This is a genomic window from Mesorhizobium abyssinicae (assembly GCF_049887195.1).
Taxonomy (GTDB): domain Bacteria; phylum Pseudomonadota; class Alphaproteobacteria; order Rhizobiales; family Rhizobiaceae; genus Mesorhizobium; species Mesorhizobium abyssinicae.
In genome coordinates this window covers 265,422-283,705 of record NZ_JARAKC010000001.1, presented here as the reverse complement: position 1 = coordinate 283,705, position 18,284 = coordinate 265,422, and the positions used below count along the sequence as shown (strand labels likewise).

Genomic DNA, 18,284 nt, shown 5'->3' with positions numbered 1-18,284 from the left:
CAGATGAAAACCCTTCTGACCGCGACCGTCGCAGCCCTGCTGGCCGGCGCGCCGGCCGCTCTGGCGCAATCGACGAACCAGGTCGCGCCCATGCTTGCCGACAGCAAGGTCGACACGCCGACCTTCGTCACCACCGTGCCCAACGCCAACGAATTCGAGATCCAGTCGAGCAGGCTGGCCGAGGAGAAGGCCGCCTCCGACGACATCAAGGCCTTCGCCAGAGAGATGATCGCGGACCACACCAAGGCGGGCGACGATTTCAAGGCGGCGCTGAGCCAAGGCCAGACCACCGCCTCGATCAAGCCCGCCGGGCCCGCGTTGCAGCCCAAAGAGCAGCTGCTGCTGGCCGAGCTCAAGCGCGCCAGCGGCGAGGCATTCGACCAGGCATACATCAAGATGCAGACCGACGCGCACCGGCAAGCGGTCGCCCTGTTCAGCACCTATGCGAAGTCCGGCGACGACCCGGCGATGAAGGAATTCGCCAAGAAGACGCTGCCGACGCTGAAGATGCACGAGAAGCACGTGAAGGAATTGGCAGTGGCGCATCAGGGGTGAGGGTGCCGCCATGGACTCGCTGTTGTTCGCCGGACGGTTCATCGGGTTTCTGTAGAGCACCTGAAGAGCACCTGGCGCTGGCGCCGCCCCTCATTGCCCTGCCGGGCATTTCTCCCCGTATAGTGACGGGGAGAAAGACGCTTGCGCCGGTGGTTTCGCCAATCGCCGAAGTCGCAGGAAGTGCGCCGGCGTCGCGGCCAGCCCCTTCTCCCCGTTCAACGGGGAGAAGATGCCGGCAGGCAGATGAGGGGCAGCGCCGGCGCCGATAATTGGCCGTTCCAACACGAGCTATCATCCTACCGCGATCGACGTATCGGCGGCCCGCTGGCGTTCCGCCGACGGCGGGATAAGCTCACCGCAAACGCAGGGGAGATCGTCATGAGCAAGGAAATCGTCGAAGTGCCGGTGCTGTCGGCGGCGGTGCGGACGCTTGGCGTGCCGCTGTCGCTGGTGACCAGGGGGGCGGGGCTGGTCTTCGTGTCCGGCATGCCGCCGCTCGATCGTGCGACCGGCAGGCTGGTCAAGGGCGACATCGAGGTGCAGGCCGAGACGTCGCTGAAGGCGCTGAAACACTGCCTGGAAGCGGCCGGCAGCTCGCTGGACAAGGCTGATGGTGCGCGTCTACGCTGCCAATGCCGGCTTCTACAACGCCATCAACCGGGTCTATGCCAGGCATTTCCCCGAGAACCCGCCATCGCGGACCTTCGTGCCGGTGGCGTCATGGCCGATGGAGTTCGATATCGAGATCGAGTGTGTGGCGGTGGGGTGAGGGTGCTTATCCTTGTTAGTTGACGCCCATTAATGATGAGCCGCGGAACTTTCACGGCGGTGAGGGGTATCCTTAGAAGGAGGAGGAGCAACGACCTGCCAATCATCGAGCCACAGGGCCTAACTGAAGAAGGCGGCCATGCTAGAAAGGCGATCTACTAAATCCGGGGGGACGTCTTTTTGACCCATCTCATCTACAATCTGACTTACGGTTAGTGCGACTCCATAGTCACGCTGGAGTCCTGCAGATAAAACAGCTATAAATTCTTTACCCGGTATGATTGAGAAGCGCTTGTCAATGTCAGCCCAATAAGTGTCGAAGCGCTCACTAGCTCGTTCTAAGTGTGTGGAATCCGCTGTCCGCCGATCGATCTCGCGGTGATGAGCAAGGTAATGCGCAAGATGCTGCGCCTGACATGTGGTCCGATAGGTATCTGAAAGTTTGACAACGCGTGCGCTAACCTGATCGGAAGTGATGTCTTTTCCTCGTGATCTGACGCGCTTTTTGATCGCCTCACTTAGCGGATCATAAACCAAGGCGTAGTTCTCGATCTCCTTTCTGGCCAAGACATCGATCCAGAGAGAGCTATTTTCCAAATTCTTCTTGAATGAATGAATTTCTTCGTCGCACCGATAATCTCGATCAAATATTGCTGCAATTTTTACATCAATGTCGAATATATTGTGAAGCGCCCAATCAACTTCTTTTACCCGTGTCCATTGCGAGAAACCGCCGGCCTGCAGGTATATCGTCTTTGGGTTTTGAAAGAATTCGCCAATCTTTGCCTTGACCGCAAATTTACGGATTAAGTTTCTCTCTTTTCCTTCAAAAAATATTATCCTTTCAGCCCGCGCCAATCTTGCAAACTCGGCGTTTTCCGAAGAACCAAGATATGAATATACCTTCTTGTATCCTTCTTCAGTTGTAACCCTAATTCCAGTCCTATTGTTGTAGGCTATGGAGATTATATCCCCTGGATCGGCTTCATTCATAATTTCTGTTGAGTGCGTTGCAATGAAGATCTGACCAAATTTTTCTTTAGCCATCCTTAGTACGCGCTTTTGAAGCTCAGGGTGCAGATATATGTCTGGCTCATCAAGAACTAAGACAGAATCTTTGGTGCCTCTCAAAAATTGAGCCATCATCTGCATCCAGACCTGGAAGCCGAAGCCAGACCAATACAACTCTCTTGGAATTCTTTTTTCTCGGTACATCATCGTGACATACGGGGGATCCCCTCGCACTATCTCGGGGAGCTCTAACTCAATATCCTCCCATCCCTCTTTGCAAAGTTCGACGAATTGATCAAATTCGTCTCGAGGCTTCTGATAAAGAATATTTCTGAAGTTACGGCTAGCCAGCCTTGTATTCTCATTCCGGGCGGCTGTTTCTGGCCTAACAAGAGGTTCTCGATCTTCAAGCGCCGATAACGTGGGAACTATTACCAGATCAATAGGGAATAATCGCTTGAAATCTGCTGTGCTGCGCGGAATAGCGCGATCTGCCTCGACGAACGCTGTGACAAGCTGATCAGGGTGAAGTTTTATATGTAGTGTCGAATCATTCGTTAATTTGACCGTAATTTTTGCAGGCTCGTCCCCATAATCGCGTACAACATTGTCGATTGGTATTCCAATCAAGCTTTGAGATATTTCATATGTAGCGCATACCCCGAAGTTTTCATGATCCTTAAGTATAGACTTCGTCCTGCTTGCATATCGATGGACGTCCCTAAAAATTCGAAGAGCGTCTAACGTTGTGGATTTTCCAGCATTATTTGGACCGACTAAGATATTCGTATCGCGGCAGCTGATTGAGAAGCGATTGAACTTTTTGAAATTCTCGAAATTTATTGCTTGAATTGTTGCCATTGACGCCCCCGCCGGACTCTGGGGTGATATTGGCTCAATGGGCCAAATTAGCCAAGCAGTATAAATTCGTATCTTCGGTGGTGTGAAACTTCAATTGGGCATTGAAGACCGAAGTCGCGCTTTCTACGATGGCCAGCGCCGCTGGAGGTCGCGTCCGATCCTTAGACTGGGATTGCCTGAAGCCGCCTGAGCCAATCGCCCCGATCCCTAAGCAAAATACTCCTGCAGCGGCGTGACCTCCAGGCTCCCCGCCCGCAGCGCCGCAATCGCCTCGGCCACCGCCGCAGCACCCGACTGTGTCGTGTAATACGGCACCTTTTGCATCAGCGTTGCACGCCGCAGCGACTTGGAGTCCGACACCGCCTTCTGGCCGTCGGTGGTGTTGAAGACGATCTGGACCTGGCGGTTGCGGATGGCGTCCTCGATGTGGGGGCGGCCTTCGAGCACCTTGTTGATCTTTTCGGCGACGACGCCGTTCTCGGCGAGGAAGCGGGCGGTGCCGGAGGTGGCGAGCACCTTGAAGCCCTGGCCGGCGAGGCGCTTGACGGCGGGCAGGATGCCCTTCTTGTCCTCGTCGCGCACCGACACGAACAGCGTGCCGGAGCGCGGCAGGTCGACATTGGCGCCGAGCTGGCTCTTGGCGAAGGCGAGCGCGAAGTCGCGGTCGAGGCCCATGACCTCGCCGGTCGAGCGCATTTCCGGCCCGAGCAGGATGTCGACGCCGGGGAAGCGGGCGAAGGGGAAGACGGCTTCCTTGACCGCGATGTGGCCGGGGTTGCGCGGGTCGGGCATCGGGCCGTAATGGGCGAAGGCATCCTCCAGCGTCTCGCCGGCCATGATGCGGGCGGCGATCTTGGCAATCGGCCGGCCGATGGTCTTGGCGACGAAGGGCACGGTGCGCGACGCCCGAGGGTTCACCTCCAGCACATAGACCGTGCCGTCCTTGATCGCGTATTGCACGTTCATCAGGCCACCGACATTGAGCGCGCGAGCCAAGGCAGCCGTCTGCCGCTCCAGCTCATCGACCAGGTCTGAGGGCAGGGCGTGCACCGGCAGCGAGCAGGCGCTATCGCCCGAATGGATGCCGGCCTCCTCGATGTGCTCCAGAATGCCGGAGACAAAGGTCGCCTTGCCGTCGCAGAGGCAGTCGACATCGACCTCGATGGCGCCCGACAGATAGGTGTCGAACAGCAGCGGGTTCTTGCCGAGCAGCGTGTTGATCTGGCCGGTCTTGTCGTTGGGGTATTTCTGCTTGATGTCCTCCGGCACCAGGCCGGGCACGGTGTCGAGCAGGTAGGTCTGCAGCATGCCCTCGTCATGGATGATCTGCATGGCGCGGCCGCCGAGCACGTAGGACGGGCGCACCACCAGCGGGAAGCCGAGCTCGCCGGCGACGAGGCGGGCCTGCTCGACCGAATAGGCGATGCCGTTCTTCGGCTGGGTCAGGCCGAGCTTGTGCAGCAGCTTCTGGAAACGGTCGCGGTCCTCGGCGAGGTCGATCATGTCGGGCGAGGTGCCGAGGATCGGGATGCCGGCCTTCTCCAGCGCGTCGGCGAGCTTGAGCGGCGTCTGGCCGCCGAACTGGACGATGACGCCGACCAGTTCGCCGGACGCCTGCTCGGCGCGCAGGATCTCCAGCACGTCCTCCGCCGTCAGCGGGTCGAAATAGAGCCGGTCGGAGGTGTCGTAGTCGGTCGAGACGGTCTCCGGGTTGCAGTTGACCATGATCGCCTCGTAGCCGGCGTCGCGGAGCGCAAACGCCGCGTGGCAGCAGCAATAGTCGAACTCGATGCCCTGGCCGATGCGGTTCGGGCCGCCGCCGAGGATGACGACCTTCTTGCGCGACGAAACCTGCGCCTCGTTGGCGAGGCTGCCTGCGAAGGGCACCTCGTAGGTCGAGTACATATAGGCGGTGGGCGAGGCGAACTCGGCGGCGCAGGTGTCGATGCGCTTGTAGACCGGATGGACGTCGAGCTTTTCTCTGACCTTCTGAACCGCTTCGGCGTCGCTCTTCGTCAAGGATCCGAGGCGAGCGTCCGAAAAACCCATCGCCTTCAGCATGCGCAGATTGGCGGCATCCTGCGGCAGGCCGTGCTCGCGCACGCGCTCCTCCATGGCGATGATGCCGGCGATCTGCTCGAGGAACCACGGGTCGATCTTGCACATGGCATGCACGTCTTCCAGCGAGGTGCCCATGCGGATCGCCTGCGCCACCATGCGCAGCCGGTCCGGCGTCGGCGTGCCGAGTGCTGCGCGGATGGCGTTTCTGTCGTCGACATGGCTGGCCGGCGCGCTGCCATGGCCAAGGCCGGGAATCTCGATCTCGTCCAGACCCGTCAGGCCGGTCTCAAGTCCGCGCAGCGCCTTCTGCAAGGATTCCTGGAAGGTGCGGCCGATGGCCATCACCTCGCCGACCGACTTCATGGCGGTGGTCAGCACCGGCTCGGCGCCGGGGAATTTCTCGAAGGCAAAGCGCGGGATCTTCGTCACCACGTAATCGATCGACGGCTCGAACGAGGCGGGCGTGGCGCCGCCGGTGATGTCGTTCTCCAGTTCGTCCAGCGTGTAGCCGACGGCGAGTTTGGCGGCGATCTTGGCTATCGGGAAGCCGGTCGCCTTGGAGGCCAGCGCCGACGAGCGCGAGACGCGCGGGTTCATCTCGATCACCACCAGGCGGCCGTCGGCCGGGTTGACGGCGAACTGCACGTTGGAGCCGCCGGTCTCGACGCCGATCTCGCGCAGCACCGCGATCGAGGCGTTGCGCATCATCTGATACTCCTTGTCGGTCAAGGTCAGCGCCGGCGCGACGGTGATCGAGTCCCCCGTGTGCACGCCCATCGGATCGATGTTCTCGATCGAGCAGACGATGATGCAATTGTCCGCCCGGTCGCGGACGACCTCCATCTCGTATTCCTTCCAGCCGAGCACGCTCTCCTCGATCAGCACCTCGGTGGTCGGCGAGGCGTCTAGGCCGGACTGGACGATGTCGTAGAATTCGGCACGGTTGTAGGCGATGCCGCCGCCGGTGCCGCCCATGGTGAAGGACGGTCGGATGATGGCCGGCAGGCCGACATGGTCGAGCGCCTGGGCGGCGATCGCCATGCCATGGCTGATGTAGCGCTGCTTGCGGTCGCCTTCGCCGAGATTCCAGCGGGTTTCCAGCGCGTCGAGCGCGGCGTCGAGATTGTCGGGGTTCTCGGCCTTCAGCGCGGCGCGCTCGGCCTCATGCGTCTTGCGGTCGGCGTTCTTGACGTCGGTGGCGTTGGCAAGCATCGACTTCGGCGTTTCCAGGCCGATCTTGCTCATCGCCTCGCGGAACAACGCGCGGTCCTCGGCCTTGTCGATGGCATGCGCGTCGGCGCCGATCATCTCGACATTGTAGCGGTCGAGAACGCCCATGCGGCGCAGCGACAAAGCGGTGTTGAGCGCCGTCTGGCCGCCCATGGTGGGCAGTAGCGCGTCCGGCCGTTCCTTGGCGATGATCTTGGCCACCACTTCCGGCGTGATCGGCTCGATATAGGTGGCGTCGGCCAGCTCCGGGTCGGTCATGATCGTGGCCGGGTTGGAGTTGACCAGGATGACGCGGAAACCCTCTTCCTTCAGCGCCTTGCAGGCCTGTGTGCCAGAATAGTCGAACTCGCAGGCCTGGCCGATGACGATGGGGCCGGCCCCGATGATCAGGATCGACTTGATGTCGGTGCGTCTTGGCATGGTCTACGGGTTCCGTTCGGCGAGCGGCTTGCACGAAAAACCGGGACGGGAGGACCCGGCCGGTTGTGCTTGCGATTCTGGTATCAGGCTAGGAGGGCCTTATAGGGAAGAGTTTTGGCGGATGTAACCCCGAAAATGAGGGATTAGGCAGGAGGGGAGTAGGGGATTAGGGGAGTAGGGGAGTAGGGGAGTAGGGGAGTAGGGGAGTAGGGAGTAGGGGAGCTTCAGGCACCCACTGCCTATTCCCTACTGCCTAACACCTATTCACCCAGCGCAAGCTGGTCCGTGATCTCGAATCGCTCCGAGGTGCCGATCCGGATCATGTTGAGCGTGCCCTCGCGGGTGAAGCGGAATTCGTCTGCCGAGTCCGAACTGGCCGGGAAGCCGCCGTGGAAGGTGATGATGCGCGTGCCGCCATCCGGCCAGGCTACCGTGACGGCACTCTCGCCGCCCGTGTGCACCACGGTTACCTCGCAGCGGGTCATCGGCTGGCCGATATGGCGCGCGCAGGGGATGCCGCCGGAGGCATCGGGGGCGGGGCCGTCGGAAAGTCCTGCCGCCGATGATGTGAAGGCAAGGCCATAGGCATCCTGCATGGCCGTCCTGCCGATATCGGCGGCGGAGCGCGGTGCCGCCGGGTCGGAGCCGCCGAGGCGCGCGGTGATGTCGGCGGCCGGTGCTTCGGGGAGTTGAGGCGCGCTGGCTTCGGTCGCCGGCTCGGCGGCATCATCGGGCGCCGGCGCCGGATTGTTCGGGGTCAGGTAGCGCGCGGGCGCCCAGCCACCGACGCGAGGGTTCTCGGTGTCCTCGACCTTGCACCAGGGATTGCCGTTGACTTCGTTGCAGCCGAGATTCTTCACCGCCGCCCCGCCGGGCAGGCGCGCCTGGATCTTCCCGGTCGCCGATGCGGTGGCGCGGATGTTGAGCAGGTCGTCCGGCGCGAGGCCGCTGACGATGGAAATGATGGTGCCAGGCGCGTCCTCGGCCATGGCCGGCGAGGCGGCCAGCGGCAAAGCGACGGCAATCAGTGCCTGCAGCGTCGATCGGAGCGTAACTCTGCGCTTCATCCTTCGGCCATGGGCATGCACGTTCCAAAGCGCGACCGACTCAAGCGCGCCACCTCAAGCCGAGGCGGTTATAGGAGACGATATGGCGCGATGTCATCTGAAACTTGGCGGTGACGGGGCGTGCCGCCGCTCAGTCCGGCATGAAGCCGGTTCTGAGCGCATGCGCCCATTCCGGCCGTCCCGCCCGTTCGGCTTGGCTCGCCGCGGCCTCGTGGTCGTAGTCGACGGCGATGGCCTCGAAGCGGTCGGGGCGGCCCTGCTCGCCGAGTTCGACGATGCCGTAGCGCGCATGCGGCGTGCCTTGCTCGGAAACATGCGCCGGAGGCGTGTCATCGTCATAGGCGGGGCAACCGATACTGCCGGGGTTGAAGATGACCGGGCCGCCGGGGATGCGGATCAGCTCGGCGCGATGGCTGTGTCCGCACAGCACGATGCCGCAGGCGGGGTCGAGCGATTTCAGCCGCCGCCGGATCGCCGCCAGCGGCGCGCGCACCAATTGGCCGTCGGTGATCGCATCGGCGAGATATTTCTCGTCATGGTCGGGGCGGGCGTGGAAGGCGACGACGCCGGGCAGGACCTCCAGCGTCAGCGGCAAGGCCAGCAGCGCCTCGCGCTGCAACCCCGTCAGCCGTTCCTGGGCGTAGCGGTCGGACGGCCACATCGTCTCGTCGTCAGGGTCCTGCGCCACGCGGCGGTCATGGTTGCCGCGCACGGTGGGCAGGTTGAGCGCCTGCAGCCGTTCCATCGTCTCGCGCGGCCAGAGCGGGCCGGAGACGCAGTCGCCGAGATTGACGGTGATATCGGCGCCGCCGCGATGCTTGAGGTCGTCGAGCACGGCGTCCAGCGCCAGCAAGTTGCCGTGGATGTCGGCGAGAACCGCAATGCGCATCAGGCGCCGATCTCGATCTCGGCGGCGCCGACCATGGGCAGCGCCTTGTCGTCACCGGCGGCGGCAATGACACTGTCGAGCAGGCCGGGGAAGCGGCGGTCGAGGTCGTCGCGGCGCAGCGTGATCATGCGGTTGGTGCCGACCGCTTCGGTGCGGGTGACGCCGGCCTCGCGCAGCTTGGCCAGGTGATAGCTGAGGTTGGTCTTGGAGCCGAGATCGAGGAACTTGCTGCAGTTCATCGGCACGCCTTCCTTGCTGGCCAGGAAGCGTACGATGGCAAGCCTGGTCGGGTCGCCGAGCACGGCGAGCACGATCGGCAGGCTGATCTGGTCAGCGTTGGGATGGGGCAAGGTCATCCCCGGGAATTAAGCACAATCCGGGCCGATTTCAACGCGTCTCCTTCTGCGGCGGGCGCAAACGATCCGTTGATCGCGGACCCTGTCCTGACACAGTGCTGTCAGCAGGGTTCAGCTATTTTCCCCTGGCTTCATTGACATCATGCCCTGCCATGTCCAATTGTTCAATAACTTTTGAACTAAAGGACACTCCCATGGACAAGCGGATATTCTGGCTTGCGCTCGGATCGTTTGCGATCTCGACCGAAGGCTTCGTCATCTCCAGCCTTCTGCCCGACATTGCGGCGGATGCCGGCATCTCCATTCCGCTCGCCGGGTCGCTGATCACCGCTTTCGCGCTCGCCTACGCGCTCGGCACCCCGGTCCTCGCGACGCTGACCGGCGAATGGGACCGTCGCCGCGTCATCCTGTGGACGCTGGTGTTCTTCGTGCTCGGCAACATCGTTGCGGCGCTGAGCTCGTCCTTCGAACTGCTGCTGATCGCACGCATCATCATGGCTCTGTCGTCCGGCCTGTTCGCCGCGACCGCGCAAGGCACGGCCGTGGCGCTGGTCGACGACCATCACCGGGCGCGCGCCATCGCCGTCGTCGTCGGAGGCACCACGGTGGCGGTTGCCGTCGGCGCGCCGCTCGGCGCGCTTGTCGCGGCCGTCGCCGGCTGGCGCGGCACCTTCTTCGCCATTGCCGGGCTCGGCGCGCTGGCCGGCGCGATCCTGTGGTGGCGGCTGCCGCGCGGCATCATCGGCACCAGGCTCCCGCTCAAGGCGCGGCTGGCGGCGGCGCTTCGGCCCGGCGTGATGCCGATCCTTTTGACCACCGCCCTGGCGCTGGTCGGCGCGTTTACCGTCTTCAGCTTCATCGCGCCGCTGGCCGTCCAGAGCGGCGGCTTGAGCCCGCTGGCGCTGCCCGGCATGCTGCTCGCCTTCGGCGCCGGCGCCGTCATCGGCAACATTGCCGGCGGGCAGGCCGCCGACCGCTTCGGCGCGACTCGCACCGTCGCCTGGTCGCTGGCGCTCAGCGCTGCCATGCTGGTCACCTTCTCGCTGATCCCGACCTTGCTGCCGCAGCATATCGCCGGGCCGGCGCTGATGGCGATGATGGTGCCGTGGGGCATCGTCGGCTGGGCCTTCCCGCCGGCGCAGGCGAGCCGCATTATCAAGCTCGCCCCGGACGCCGCCCCGATCGTGCTCTCGCTCAACGCCTCGGCGCTCTATCTCGGCGTGGCGCTGGGCGCGGTTGTCGGGGGCGCGGTGCTGCGCTTCGACGTGCCGGGCGATCTCGGGCTGGTCGCGGCGGTGTTTCCGATCGTGGGCCTGGGTATCGTGCTGGCCGGTTGGGCATTGGCCCGCCCGGTCGCAATGCCGGCCGAGTAGCCGCTGCAAAGCTAGAGCATGATCCCGAAAAGCGGGAACCGGTTTTCGGAAAAGATCATGGTCCAACAAAGAATTAGATCAGGACGACGATTCAACGAAACGTCATCCTGATCTGGATTGGCGGCCGCTTCTTCAGAGCGAAGGAGCGGCCGCCGGCATTTCCAGATCGAGATCAGCCACCGCGTCCAGAGCCGCGCGCAGCTTCGCCGCCTGCTCGGCGCCGACCTTGTCCTCGAACTGCTGCTGCGCCGCGCTCCACAGCCTGATCGCCTCGTCGAGCTTGACATTGCCCTGCGGCGTCAGCCGCACGCGCTTGACGCGGCGGTCGTCCTTGTCGGCGAAAGTCTCGACATAGCCGTCGCGGATCAGCGGCTTCAGCGTGTGCCCGAGCGCCGAGAGGTCCATGATCAGCGCCTCGGCGATGGTGCCCATCGCCGGCTCGCTGCTGACATGGATCTGAAAGAGCAGGCCGAACTGCGTGCCCTTCAGGCCCGATGGCGCCAGCGCGTCATCGTAGAAGCGGCCGAGGCTGCGCGCGGCACGCCGCAGCGTGGCGTTGTTGCAGCGGCTGAATCCTGGCTTTTGAGCTCCGGTCATGTTCGCTCCTTGCCGGCGAAAAGCTGCGCCGGCCTGCCGCAAAAAATAGTTTTTGCCGCCGCCGTTGACAAGATAGTGGCATATACCTATTTCGGCAAAAGTGGCATATGCCACTAATTGAAATCGGAGGTTATCGGCGGGTGACATGGTCGTCGTCGCCGAACCAAAGCGAAGCGAACAAAGGAGCAGGACAATGAGCACGAAGGACAACAAGGGCACGGCCGTGATCACCGGCGCCTCGTCGGGCATCGGCGCGGTCTATGCCGACCGGCTGGCCGGGCAGGGCTACGACCTGGTGCTGGTGGCGCGGCGCGCCGACCGCCTGCAGGAGGTGGCGGACAGGCTGGCCTATGCCTATGGCCGCAAGGTCACGACGATCGTCGCCGATCTCGCCGACGATGCCGACCTGCGCAGGGTCGAGCAGGCGATCGCGACGGACGAGAGCGTGACGCTGCTGGTCAACAATGCCGGCATGGGCGGCATCGAGACGGTCGCCGACGCCGATGCCGACGCGGCCGAGAGCATGATCAAGGTCAATGTCGTTGCCTTGACGCGTTTGACCCGCGCGGCGCTGCCGGGGCTGCTGGCGCGCAATCGCGGCGCCATCGTCAACATCGCCTCGGTGGTCGCCTACGGCATCGCGGTCGGCGGCATCTACAGCGGCACCAAGGCCTATGTCGTCAACTTCACCGAAGCGCTGCAGAAGGAGATCGCCGGAACCGCGGTGAGGGCGCAGGTCGTGCTGCCCGGACCGATCCGCACCGAGTTCTGGGACGCCTCCGGGATCAGCCTCGACAGGATCAACCAGGACTGGGTGATGAGCGCCGACGACCTGGTCGACGCCGCCCTTGCCGGCCTTGCCCAGGGCGAGACCGTCACCGCGCCCGGACTTGCAGATCCGGCCGGTCTGGACACCTATCTCGGCGCGCGGGACCAGTTCTACGGCAGCCTGTTTGCCGGCAAGCCGGCGACGCGCTACGCGGTCTAAGTCCCAGTCGTCTGGCGGCCAGCCTGAGTGTTGTTTTGCGCAACTCCGTACGGAAAACCGCTGCGCGCGTTTCCTGGAATTGCTTAGACTGGCCGCCACATCTGCAGGATCGAGGCGGCCAGCAGCAGGCCAAGCACTATGTTGAGCGCGCGCCATTGCCGCTGGGTCTTGAGCAGCCGGGCAAGCAGCGTGCCGGCCACGCACCACAGCGACAGCGAGAGCGCCGCGGCAAGGCCGAACACCGCGCCGAGCAGCAGCGCGAGCCGCAAGGGTCCGTCGGCAAGCGCTGCGAAGGATGCCGCGGCGCCCAGCCCCATCGCCCAGCCCTTGGGGTTCATCCACTGAATGCCGGCGCCACCGAAAAAGCTGTTCGGCCTGGCCATGGACACGTCGAGATTGGGCGGGCCGCTGCGGCCGATCTTGACTGCCAGCCAGATCAGATAGAGCGAACCCGCGATCTTCATCGCCAGCTGCAAGGACGGCACGGCGGCGAGCAGCCCGGCAAGCCCGGCGGCACCAGCCGCCGCCACCGTGGCCAGGCCGGCGGCGCTGCCGGCCATCAGCGGCACGGAGCGGCGAAAGCCGAACTGCGCGCCGGAGGCCGTCGACAGGGTCGTGGCGATGCCGGGCGTCGAGGTGGAGATGAGCGCGAACAGCACGAGGGGAAGGAGGGTTTCGGGCATGCAGGCTCCTTGCGCGGGAACCGACATGCTAAGGTTTGCCAGATATCAGTAAATGCAATGTTTGATATGGTTTGCATTAGCATCTATAATGCAAAAATGATCCGCAATCTCGACACCGCCTTGATCCGAACCTTCGTCACCGTCGCCGACAGGGCCAGCATGACGGCGGCGGCCAATGCGCTCAATCTGACGCAAGGCGCCGTCAGCCAGCAAATCAAGCGGCTGGAGGACGTTCTTGGCTGCAGCCTGTTCGAGCGTGACCGGCGCGGCCTGCGGCTGACCCGCGCCGGCGAGCGGCTGTTCGGCAAGGGCAAGCGCCTGCTCGCGCTCAACGACGAGATCTGGACCGAGATGGCCGGCAGCGCGGTTGCGGGGAAGGTGCGCCTCGGCGTGCCTTACGACCTTGTCGGCACGTTGCTTGCGCCGGTGCTGAAAGCCTACGCCGAAGCCCATCCGCAGGTTGAGATTTCGCTGGTTTGCGCTTCCTCGCCGGAGCTTGCGGCGGCGCTTGCGGCCGGAACGATCGATCTCGCCATCATCGAGGAACGAGCCGGCCCCACCGCCGGCGAATGCCTGCTCGTCGACCGACTGGTCTGGGTCGGAGCGAGAGGCGGCTCGGCACGCCTGAAGCGCCCGCTGCCGGTGTCGATGGTGGCCGACACCTGCGCGTTTCGTCCGTCAGTGCTCGCTGCCCTCGGCGCGCATGGGCTCGACTGGCGCACTGTGTTCGAGAACGGCAACATCGATGCCACGACCGCTACGGTCCGTTCCGACCTTGCCGTCACCACCTGGCTGGCATCGACCGTGCCCGCCGATCTCGACATCCTGTCGTCCGGTCCGGACCTTCCGGCGTTGCCGAGTTTCGCCATCAACCTGCATCTGCCGAAGCATGGCATCGAGCCCGCTGCGCGAGAGTTTGCGCGACACATCCGCGATGGGCTCGTGCGGCGGCCGGTGGCCGCTTGAGCTCGAGCAGAACTTGGGTTCCTCTCCCCCGTCGATCGGGGGAGAGGTGTCGAGCGAAGCTCGACGGAGTGGGGGTCGACCTGGGCTCGGGCGTTGTTACTTCAAGCCGGCGCCTCGCCCTTATTGAGGCGCCGCCGCGAGTTGTCAGCGAGGGTGTATTTGAGGAGCGTCTTCCCCCACTCCGTCGCTGCTCCGCAGCGCCACCTCTCCCCCCTCCGGAGGGAGAGGAAAGGTGCCAATGCCCGCCCCGCTACTTCCAGTTCCTGCGCCGCTCGAGCTCGGCATCCGACGGCTTGTCCTGAGCAAAGGAGCCAGTGCGGATCTCGCCGCCGCGCTCATACGTCGCCATGATGACGCCGGTGGTGGTGGCCTGTGACTTGACGAGCTTGAAGGCGGCCGGCATCGCATTGTCACCGAACAGCCGCTTGCCCTTGCCCAGCAGCAGCGGGAAGGTCATCAGCTTGATCTCATCGATCAGCCCGTTGGCGAGCAGCGTCTGGATCAGGTTGCCCGATCCCTGGATGAGCAGGTCGGGTCCGTCTTCCTGCTTGAGCTGCCTGAGCCTTGCGACCACATCGGACCCAAGCGGCTCGGTGTTTTCCCAGGTCAGCGAATCCGGGCGGTGCGTCGCCACATATTTGGTCGCAGGGTTGAAGGCATCTGCGATCTGATCCTTCTGGTACGGCCAATAGGCGGCGAAGATGTCGTAGGTTCGGCGGCCGAGCAGCAGGGCGAAGGGTTTGGAAAACAGTTCCTCCATGGCCACGCCCGCCACCTCGTCGAAATAGTGGAACGTCCAGCCGCCGAACTTGAAGCCGCCAACCGGATCCTCTTCCGGACCGCCGGGCGCCTGCATGACGCCGTCGAGGCTGACGAATGTGGCAGCGATGATCTTCCTCATTGGAACTCTCCCTTTTCGTGATCCGCGCCATCGGGCCGGATCTTGGCCAAGAGCGGCTCGGCGTTTCATGGAATCGCTGATCTGCTCTAAGTATTTGTTTTGACGCAATTCCGGACGGAAAACCGCTGCGCACTTTTCCTGGAATTGCTCTAAGGACGCCTGGACGGGCGTCGGCCCGACAGCGGCCGCAAAAGATTCTGCCGCTCAGCGCGCTCGTCCCCGCTGCCGTCGACGCCTCGCGACGAAAACCAGACGTCGCCGACGATGGCAGTGGCGGTGCGGTCCGGCGCCTTGTCGCTGATCAGCCAGATCGAGCGGCTGCGCGCCGCCTTTTCGCGATCGGGGATTTTCGCCGAGGGGTCCGTGGTCGATGCGCCGACGCAAGGGATGAACCACGAGCCCATGAACGGGCGGCAGGCAAAGCCGGATTCCGTGCTGGTCACCAGCACGGCCAGTGCAACGCGTTCGGCAGGGCGCCATGGGAAGACCATGCGGCCGCCCGGCTTCAGCGCCTTCAGCCAGGCGGCCGGAGGCGCTGCCACGCCGGCATTGACATACACGATGTCGGACGGCGGCAGCGGGCTCGCGACGGCATTGCCGTGGATGACGGTCACGTTGCCATAGGCGGCGAGGCTCTCCTCGGCCCGGCCGGCAAGTGCTGCGTCAAGCTCGAAGGCGATGACCGCGCCGGGCGCGACCAGCTTCGCCAGCAGCGCGGTGTAATAGCCGGTGCCGGCGCCGATATGGGTGACGACCTCGCCTGGCTTGGGCGCGACCTTGCCGATCCACATGGCGTGCAGGATGGGCTCGCCATTGTTGATGCCCTTGTCGGCATCGAGCGCCACCAGCACGTTCTGGTAGATGTGGGAGGGATCTGCGGTCGGCGTCTCGACCCTGCCGTCACCGGCGATGATGGTCCACGGCCCCGGACCAAGAAAGGCTTCGCGCGGCACCGTGGCGAAGGCCTCCTCGAGCCGCGGATCGGCCGAGCCGGCATGGGCGGCCATCAGTCGGGCGTAGAATTGGCGGGCCTCGGCGGTTCCGGTCATGGTGGCTTGAGAAGATAGCGCGGCCCGCGGATTTGTCGCGGCCGCGCGTCCTTAAGGCGTGCCGCGCCTGGAGGAATTCAGGCGGCACGCCTCAAGTCGCTTGCTTTCATGCATGTCGTTGTCCCAAAACCGCAGCGCACTTTTGGGCGACATGCCTTGTTCTCAGCCGAAGCCGGCGATGGTGTCGTAGAGCAGCTTGAAATTGAGCACCAGGATGACGGCAGCGACGACCCAGGCGAGCATGGCGACCGCGCGCGGGATGGCGAAATTGCCCATCTTGTTCTTGTCGGAGACGAATTGCACCAGCGGGATGACCGCGAAGGGCAGCTGCATCGACAGGATCACCTGGCTGAACACCAGCAGCTGGCCGGTGCCCCGCTCGCCGTAGAGCGCGGTGACGATCACCACCGGAACGATGGCGATGCCGCGCGTCAAGAGGCGGCGCGCCCATTGCGGGATGCGCAGGCGCAGGAAGCCTTCCATGACGATCTGGCCGGCAAGCGTCGCCGTTACCGTTGAGTTGAGGCCGGAGGCGAGCAACGCCACCGCGAACAGGATCGAGGCGATGCCGAGGCCGAGCAGCGGCGACAAGAGCTCGAAGGCCTGGCCGATCTCGGCGACGTCCTGGTGGCCGGTGCCATGGAAGGCCACCGCCGAAACGATCAGGATGGAGGCGTTGACGAACAACGCCAGGACCAGCGCGATGGTCGAGTCGGTGGTCGCCCACTTGATCGCGTCGCGCTTGCCCCGGTCGGTGCGCTCATAGGCGCGGGTCTGCACGATCGAGGAGTGCAGGTAGAGATTGTGCGGCATGACGGTGGCGCCGATGATGCCGATGGCAATGTAGAGCATCGCCGGATTGGTGACGATCTCGGACGACGGCACGAACATCGAATGCAGGATCGAGCCGACCGGCGGCGCGGCGGCGAAGATCTGGATGGCGAAGCAGCCGAAGATGATGATCAGAAGTGCGATGACGAAGGCTTCGAGATAGCGGAAGCCCTTGTTCATCAGCAGCAGCACCAGGAAGGCATCGAGCGCGGTAAGCATGGCGCCGCCGATCAGCGGGATGCCGAACAGCAGCTGCAGCGCGATCGCCGTGCCGATGACCTCGGCGAGATCGCAGGCGATGATGGCCAGCTCGCAGGCGATCCACAGCAGGAAGTTGACGGAGCGCGGATAGTAGGCGCGGCAGGCCTGGGCGAGGTCGCGGCCGGTGGCGATACCGAGCCGGGCGGCAAGCGCCTGCAGCAGGATCGCCATCAGGTTCGACAGCATGATGATGAACAGCAGCGTGTAGCCGAACTGGGCGCCGCCGGCGAGGTCGGTTGCCCAGTTGCCCGGGTCCATATAGCCGACCGAAACCATGTAGCCCGGGCCCATGAAGGCGAACAGGCGGCGGAACCAGATGCCGGTCTGCGGCACGGTGATGGAGGCGTTGACCTCGCGCAGGCTGGGCTGTTCGTCCTCCTCAGGCCGGGCAAAACGCCACGCGGATCTGGATACGGCTTCTGCGTCGGACATCAGGGATTTTCCGCTGGAAAGGGTCGAGGTTGGCCCTTATCTATGCCACGGCTCAACATTATGCAATAGGCTATATTTCATTGTTTATGCTTTTGCGACGACGCCAACGGGCGGAGCGACCAGGCTCCTGACCCCGTTGCGCCTGCCGTGGAATGCAAATAAACGGCCAGACCAGCCGGGCTCCGTGCTATGACTACGGGCCCGATTCAACGTTGTTTAGAGGAGCGCGCATTGGCGCTGAGGAACAGACCGGTTCGACGCGAAGAGCCGCTTCCGGACGCCGATGTCCATTCGGAGGGCTTCCGGCAGACGCGCGAAGCGCGCCGCAGCGCGCTCGTCGAGGACTATGTCGAGCTGATCGCCGACCTCATCGAGGATGGCAACGAGGCGCGGCAGGTCGACATCGCGGCCAGGCTCGGCGTCGCCCAGCCGACGGTGGCGAAGATGCTGACCAGGCTCTGCGCGGACGGACTTGTTTCCCGGAAACCCTATCGCGGCGTGTTCCTGACCGAGGCCGGGCGCAAGGTCGCGGAGGAAAGCCGCATCCGCCACCAGACCGTGGAAGCCTTCCTGCGCTCGCTCGGCGTCAGCGCCGAGACGGCGCGCATCGACGCCGAGGGCATCGAGCACCATGTCAGCGCCGAGACGCTCGAAGCCTTCCGCAAGGCGATGATCGCGCCGCGCTGAGCCTCGTCAGCCGCCGTGCTTGGCGGGCGAAAACCCGGAACCCGGATACGTCCAGAACGTTGCTCTTCGGCGCGATAGCCGCGCCAGGGAGGAAGAGATGGGCGTTGAACAGGCACCGACCGCAAAGGGCAAGCAGGCCTCAAAGGGACTCAGACAGGCGGCGGCGAAAGACGAGCGCAAGACCGAAGCCGAGACCGGCCGTCCGCTGAAAAAGGGCGCGGCGCGTTTCGAGGAGCGCTCGAAAAGCTCCGACGGCAAGAGCGCCGGCAGCAAGCAGAAGCCTTGAAGATTCCAGCAG

16 protein-coding genes and 1 pseudogene are annotated in these 18,284 nt (G+C 63.9%); 7 read left to right on the top strand and 10 right to left on the bottom strand.

What is annotated here, in order from left to right:
* Positions 1-3 precede the first annotated feature (3 nt).
* Positions 4-555 (top strand): DUF4142 domain-containing protein, encoded by a 552-nt coding sequence (locus tag PU724_RS01220; RefSeq protein ID WP_354419259.1) that lies wholly within the window; start codon positions 4-6, stop codon positions 553-555.
* A 378-nt stretch (positions 556-933) separates the two neighbouring features.
* A pseudogene (locus PU724_RS01215) lies at positions 934-1,324 on the top strand (RidA family protein).
* Positions 1,325-1,443: 119 nt separating this feature from the next.
* Here PU724_RS01215 and PU724_RS01210 read toward each other — a convergent pair.
* From PU724_RS01210 to PU724_RS01190, 5 genes are all read right to left on the bottom strand, one after another.
* A complete protein-coding gene (locus PU724_RS01210) occupies positions 1,444-3,195 on the bottom strand; it encodes an ATP-dependent nuclease (RefSeq protein WP_354419257.1) in 1,752 nt (583 codons plus the stop codon).
* Positions 3,196-3,402: 207 nt separating this feature from the next.
* Complete coding sequence (carB, locus tag PU724_RS01205; protein ID WP_354419255.1) at positions 3,403-6,906, bottom strand: carbamoyl-phosphate synthase large subunit; 3,504 nt, start codon at positions 6,904-6,906, stop codon at positions 3,403-3,405.
* 260 nt (positions 6,907-7,166) lie between these two features.
* Entirely contained in the window at positions 7,167-7,973 is an 807-nt protein-coding gene (locus tag PU724_RS01200; RefSeq protein ID WP_292350404.1) for an SH3 domain-containing protein, read from the bottom strand.
* 130 nt (positions 7,974-8,103) lie between these two features.
* The gene (locus PU724_RS01195) at positions 8,104-8,862 is read right to left on the bottom strand and encodes a metallophosphoesterase family protein (RefSeq protein WP_354419253.1); all 759 of its coding nucleotides are present in this window, start codon (positions 8,860-8,862) and stop codon (positions 8,104-8,106) included.
* Positions 8,862-9,218, bottom strand: coding sequence for an ArsR/SmtB family transcription factor (locus tag PU724_RS01190; RefSeq protein WP_127393976.1), 357 nt, complete (start codon positions 9,216-9,218; stop codon positions 8,862-8,864). The genes PU724_RS01195 and PU724_RS01190 overlap by 1 nt, the downstream gene beginning before the upstream one ends.
* A 194-nt stretch (positions 9,219-9,412) precedes the next feature.
* Between PU724_RS01190 and PU724_RS01185 the strand changes: the two genes are divergently transcribed.
* Positions 9,413-10,591, top strand: coding sequence for an MFS transporter (locus PU724_RS01185; RefSeq protein ID WP_127287086.1), 1,179 nt, complete (start codon positions 9,413-9,415; stop codon positions 10,589-10,591).
* Positions 10,592-10,723: 132 nt separating this feature from the next.
* On the opposite strand, the gene PU724_RS01180 is transcribed toward PU724_RS01185, so the two are convergent.
* A complete protein-coding gene (locus PU724_RS01180) occupies positions 10,724-11,188 on the bottom strand; it encodes a MarR family winged helix-turn-helix transcriptional regulator (RefSeq protein ID WP_354419251.1) in 465 nt (154 codons plus the stop codon).
* 193 nt (positions 11,189-11,381) lie between these two features.
* Here PU724_RS01180 and PU724_RS01175 point away from each other — a divergent pair, with 193 nt between their 5' ends.
* Entirely contained in the window at positions 11,382-12,176 is a 795-nt protein-coding gene (locus tag PU724_RS01175; RefSeq protein ID WP_354419249.1) for an SDR family NAD(P)-dependent oxidoreductase, read from the top strand.
* Positions 12,177-12,259: 83 nt separating this feature from the next.
* On the opposite strand, the gene PU724_RS01170 is transcribed toward PU724_RS01175, so the two are convergent.
* Complete coding sequence (locus PU724_RS01170; RefSeq protein ID WP_292174514.1) at positions 12,260-12,859, bottom strand: LysE family translocator; 600 nt, start codon at positions 12,857-12,859, stop codon at positions 12,260-12,262.
* Between the two features lie 96 nt (positions 12,860-12,955).
* On the opposite strand from PU724_RS01170, the gene PU724_RS01165 reads away from it, so the two are divergent.
* Positions 12,956-13,825: a LysR family transcriptional regulator gene (locus PU724_RS01165; protein WP_127393896.1), complete on the top strand. Its 870-nt coding sequence runs from the start codon at positions 12,956-12,958 to the stop codon at positions 13,823-13,825.
* A 250-nt stretch (positions 13,826-14,075) separates the two neighbouring features.
* On the opposite strand, the gene PU724_RS01160 is transcribed toward PU724_RS01165, so the two are convergent.
* The 3 genes from PU724_RS01160 to PU724_RS01150 form a co-directional block, all read right to left on the bottom strand.
* The gene (locus PU724_RS01160; RefSeq protein ID WP_127393895.1) at positions 14,076-14,726 is read right to left on the bottom strand and encodes a dihydrofolate reductase family protein; all 651 of its coding nucleotides are present in this window, start codon (positions 14,724-14,726) and stop codon (positions 14,076-14,078) included.
* Positions 14,727-14,875: 149 nt separating this feature from the next.
* Entirely contained in the window at positions 14,876-15,775 is a 900-nt protein-coding gene (locus tag PU724_RS01155) for a protein-L-isoaspartate O-methyltransferase family protein (protein WP_354419246.1), read from the bottom strand.
* Between the two features lie 162 nt (positions 15,776-15,937).
* Positions 15,938-17,299: an Nramp family divalent metal transporter gene (locus PU724_RS01150; RefSeq protein WP_354419244.1), complete on the bottom strand. Its 1,362-nt coding sequence runs from the start codon at positions 17,297-17,299 to the stop codon at positions 15,938-15,940.
* 231 nt (positions 17,300-17,530) lie between these two features.
* On the opposite strand from PU724_RS01150, the gene mntR reads away from it, so the two are divergent.
* Both mntR and PU724_RS01140 read left to right on the top strand, forming a co-directional pair.
* Positions 17,531-17,986, top strand: a complete 456-nt coding sequence (gene mntR / locus PU724_RS01145; protein WP_189340346.1) for a manganese-binding transcriptional regulator MntR — start codon at positions 17,531-17,533, stop codon at positions 17,984-17,986.
* A 97-nt stretch (positions 17,987-18,083) separates the two neighbouring features.
* Complete coding sequence (locus tag PU724_RS01140; RefSeq protein WP_354419242.1) at positions 18,084-18,272, top strand: hypothetical protein; 189 nt, start codon at positions 18,084-18,086, stop codon at positions 18,270-18,272.
* Positions 18,273-18,284 lie beyond the last annotated feature (12 nt).

Excerpts from the sequence above, each read along its gene's own strand:
- PU724_RS01220 (WP_354419259.1), top strand. The coding sequence starts at position 4 with ATGAAAACCCTTCTGACCGCGACCGTCGCAGCCCTGCTGGCCGGCGCG.
- PU724_RS01210 (WP_354419257.1), bottom strand. The coding sequence starts at position 3,195 with ATGGCAACAATTCAAGCAATAAATTTCGAGAATTTCAAAAAGTTCAAT.
- carB (WP_354419255.1), bottom strand. The coding sequence starts at position 6,906 with ATGCCAAGACGCACCGACATCAAGTCGATCCTGATCATCGGGGCCGGC.
- PU724_RS01200 (WP_292350404.1), bottom strand. The coding sequence starts at position 7,973 with ATGAAGCGCAGAGTTACGCTCCGATCGACGCTGCAGGCACTGATTGCC.
- PU724_RS01195 (WP_354419253.1), bottom strand. The coding sequence starts at position 8,862 with ATGCGCATTGCGGTTCTCGCCGACATCCACGGCAACTTGCTGGCGCTG.
- PU724_RS01190 (WP_127393976.1), bottom strand. The coding sequence starts at position 9,218 with ATGACCTTGCCCCATCCCAACGCTGACCAGATCAGCCTGCCGATCGTG.
- PU724_RS01185 (WP_127287086.1), top strand. The coding sequence starts at position 9,413 with ATGGACAAGCGGATATTCTGGCTTGCGCTCGGATCGTTTGCGATCTCG.
- PU724_RS01180 (WP_354419251.1), bottom strand. The coding sequence starts at position 11,188 with ATGACCGGAGCTCAAAAGCCAGGATTCAGCCGCTGCAACAACGCCACG.
- PU724_RS01175 (WP_354419249.1), top strand. The coding sequence starts at position 11,382 with ATGAGCACGAAGGACAACAAGGGCACGGCCGTGATCACCGGCGCCTCG.
- PU724_RS01170 (WP_292174514.1), bottom strand. The coding sequence starts at position 12,859 with ATGCCCGAAACCCTCCTTCCCCTCGTGCTGTTCGCGCTCATCTCCACC.
- PU724_RS01165 (WP_127393896.1), top strand. The coding sequence starts at position 12,956 with ATGATCCGCAATCTCGACACCGCCTTGATCCGAACCTTCGTCACCGTC.
- PU724_RS01160 (WP_127393895.1), bottom strand. The coding sequence starts at position 14,726 with ATGAGGAAGATCATCGCTGCCACATTCGTCAGCCTCGACGGCGTCATG.
- PU724_RS01155 (WP_354419246.1), bottom strand. The coding sequence starts at position 15,775 with ATGACCGGAACCGCCGAGGCCCGCCAATTCTACGCCCGACTGATGGCC.
- PU724_RS01150 (WP_354419244.1), bottom strand. The coding sequence starts at position 17,299 with ATGTCCGACGCAGAAGCCGTATCCAGATCCGCGTGGCGTTTTGCCCGG.
- PU724_RS01140 (WP_354419242.1), top strand. The coding sequence starts at position 18,084 with ATGGGCGTTGAACAGGCACCGACCGCAAAGGGCAAGCAGGCCTCAAAG.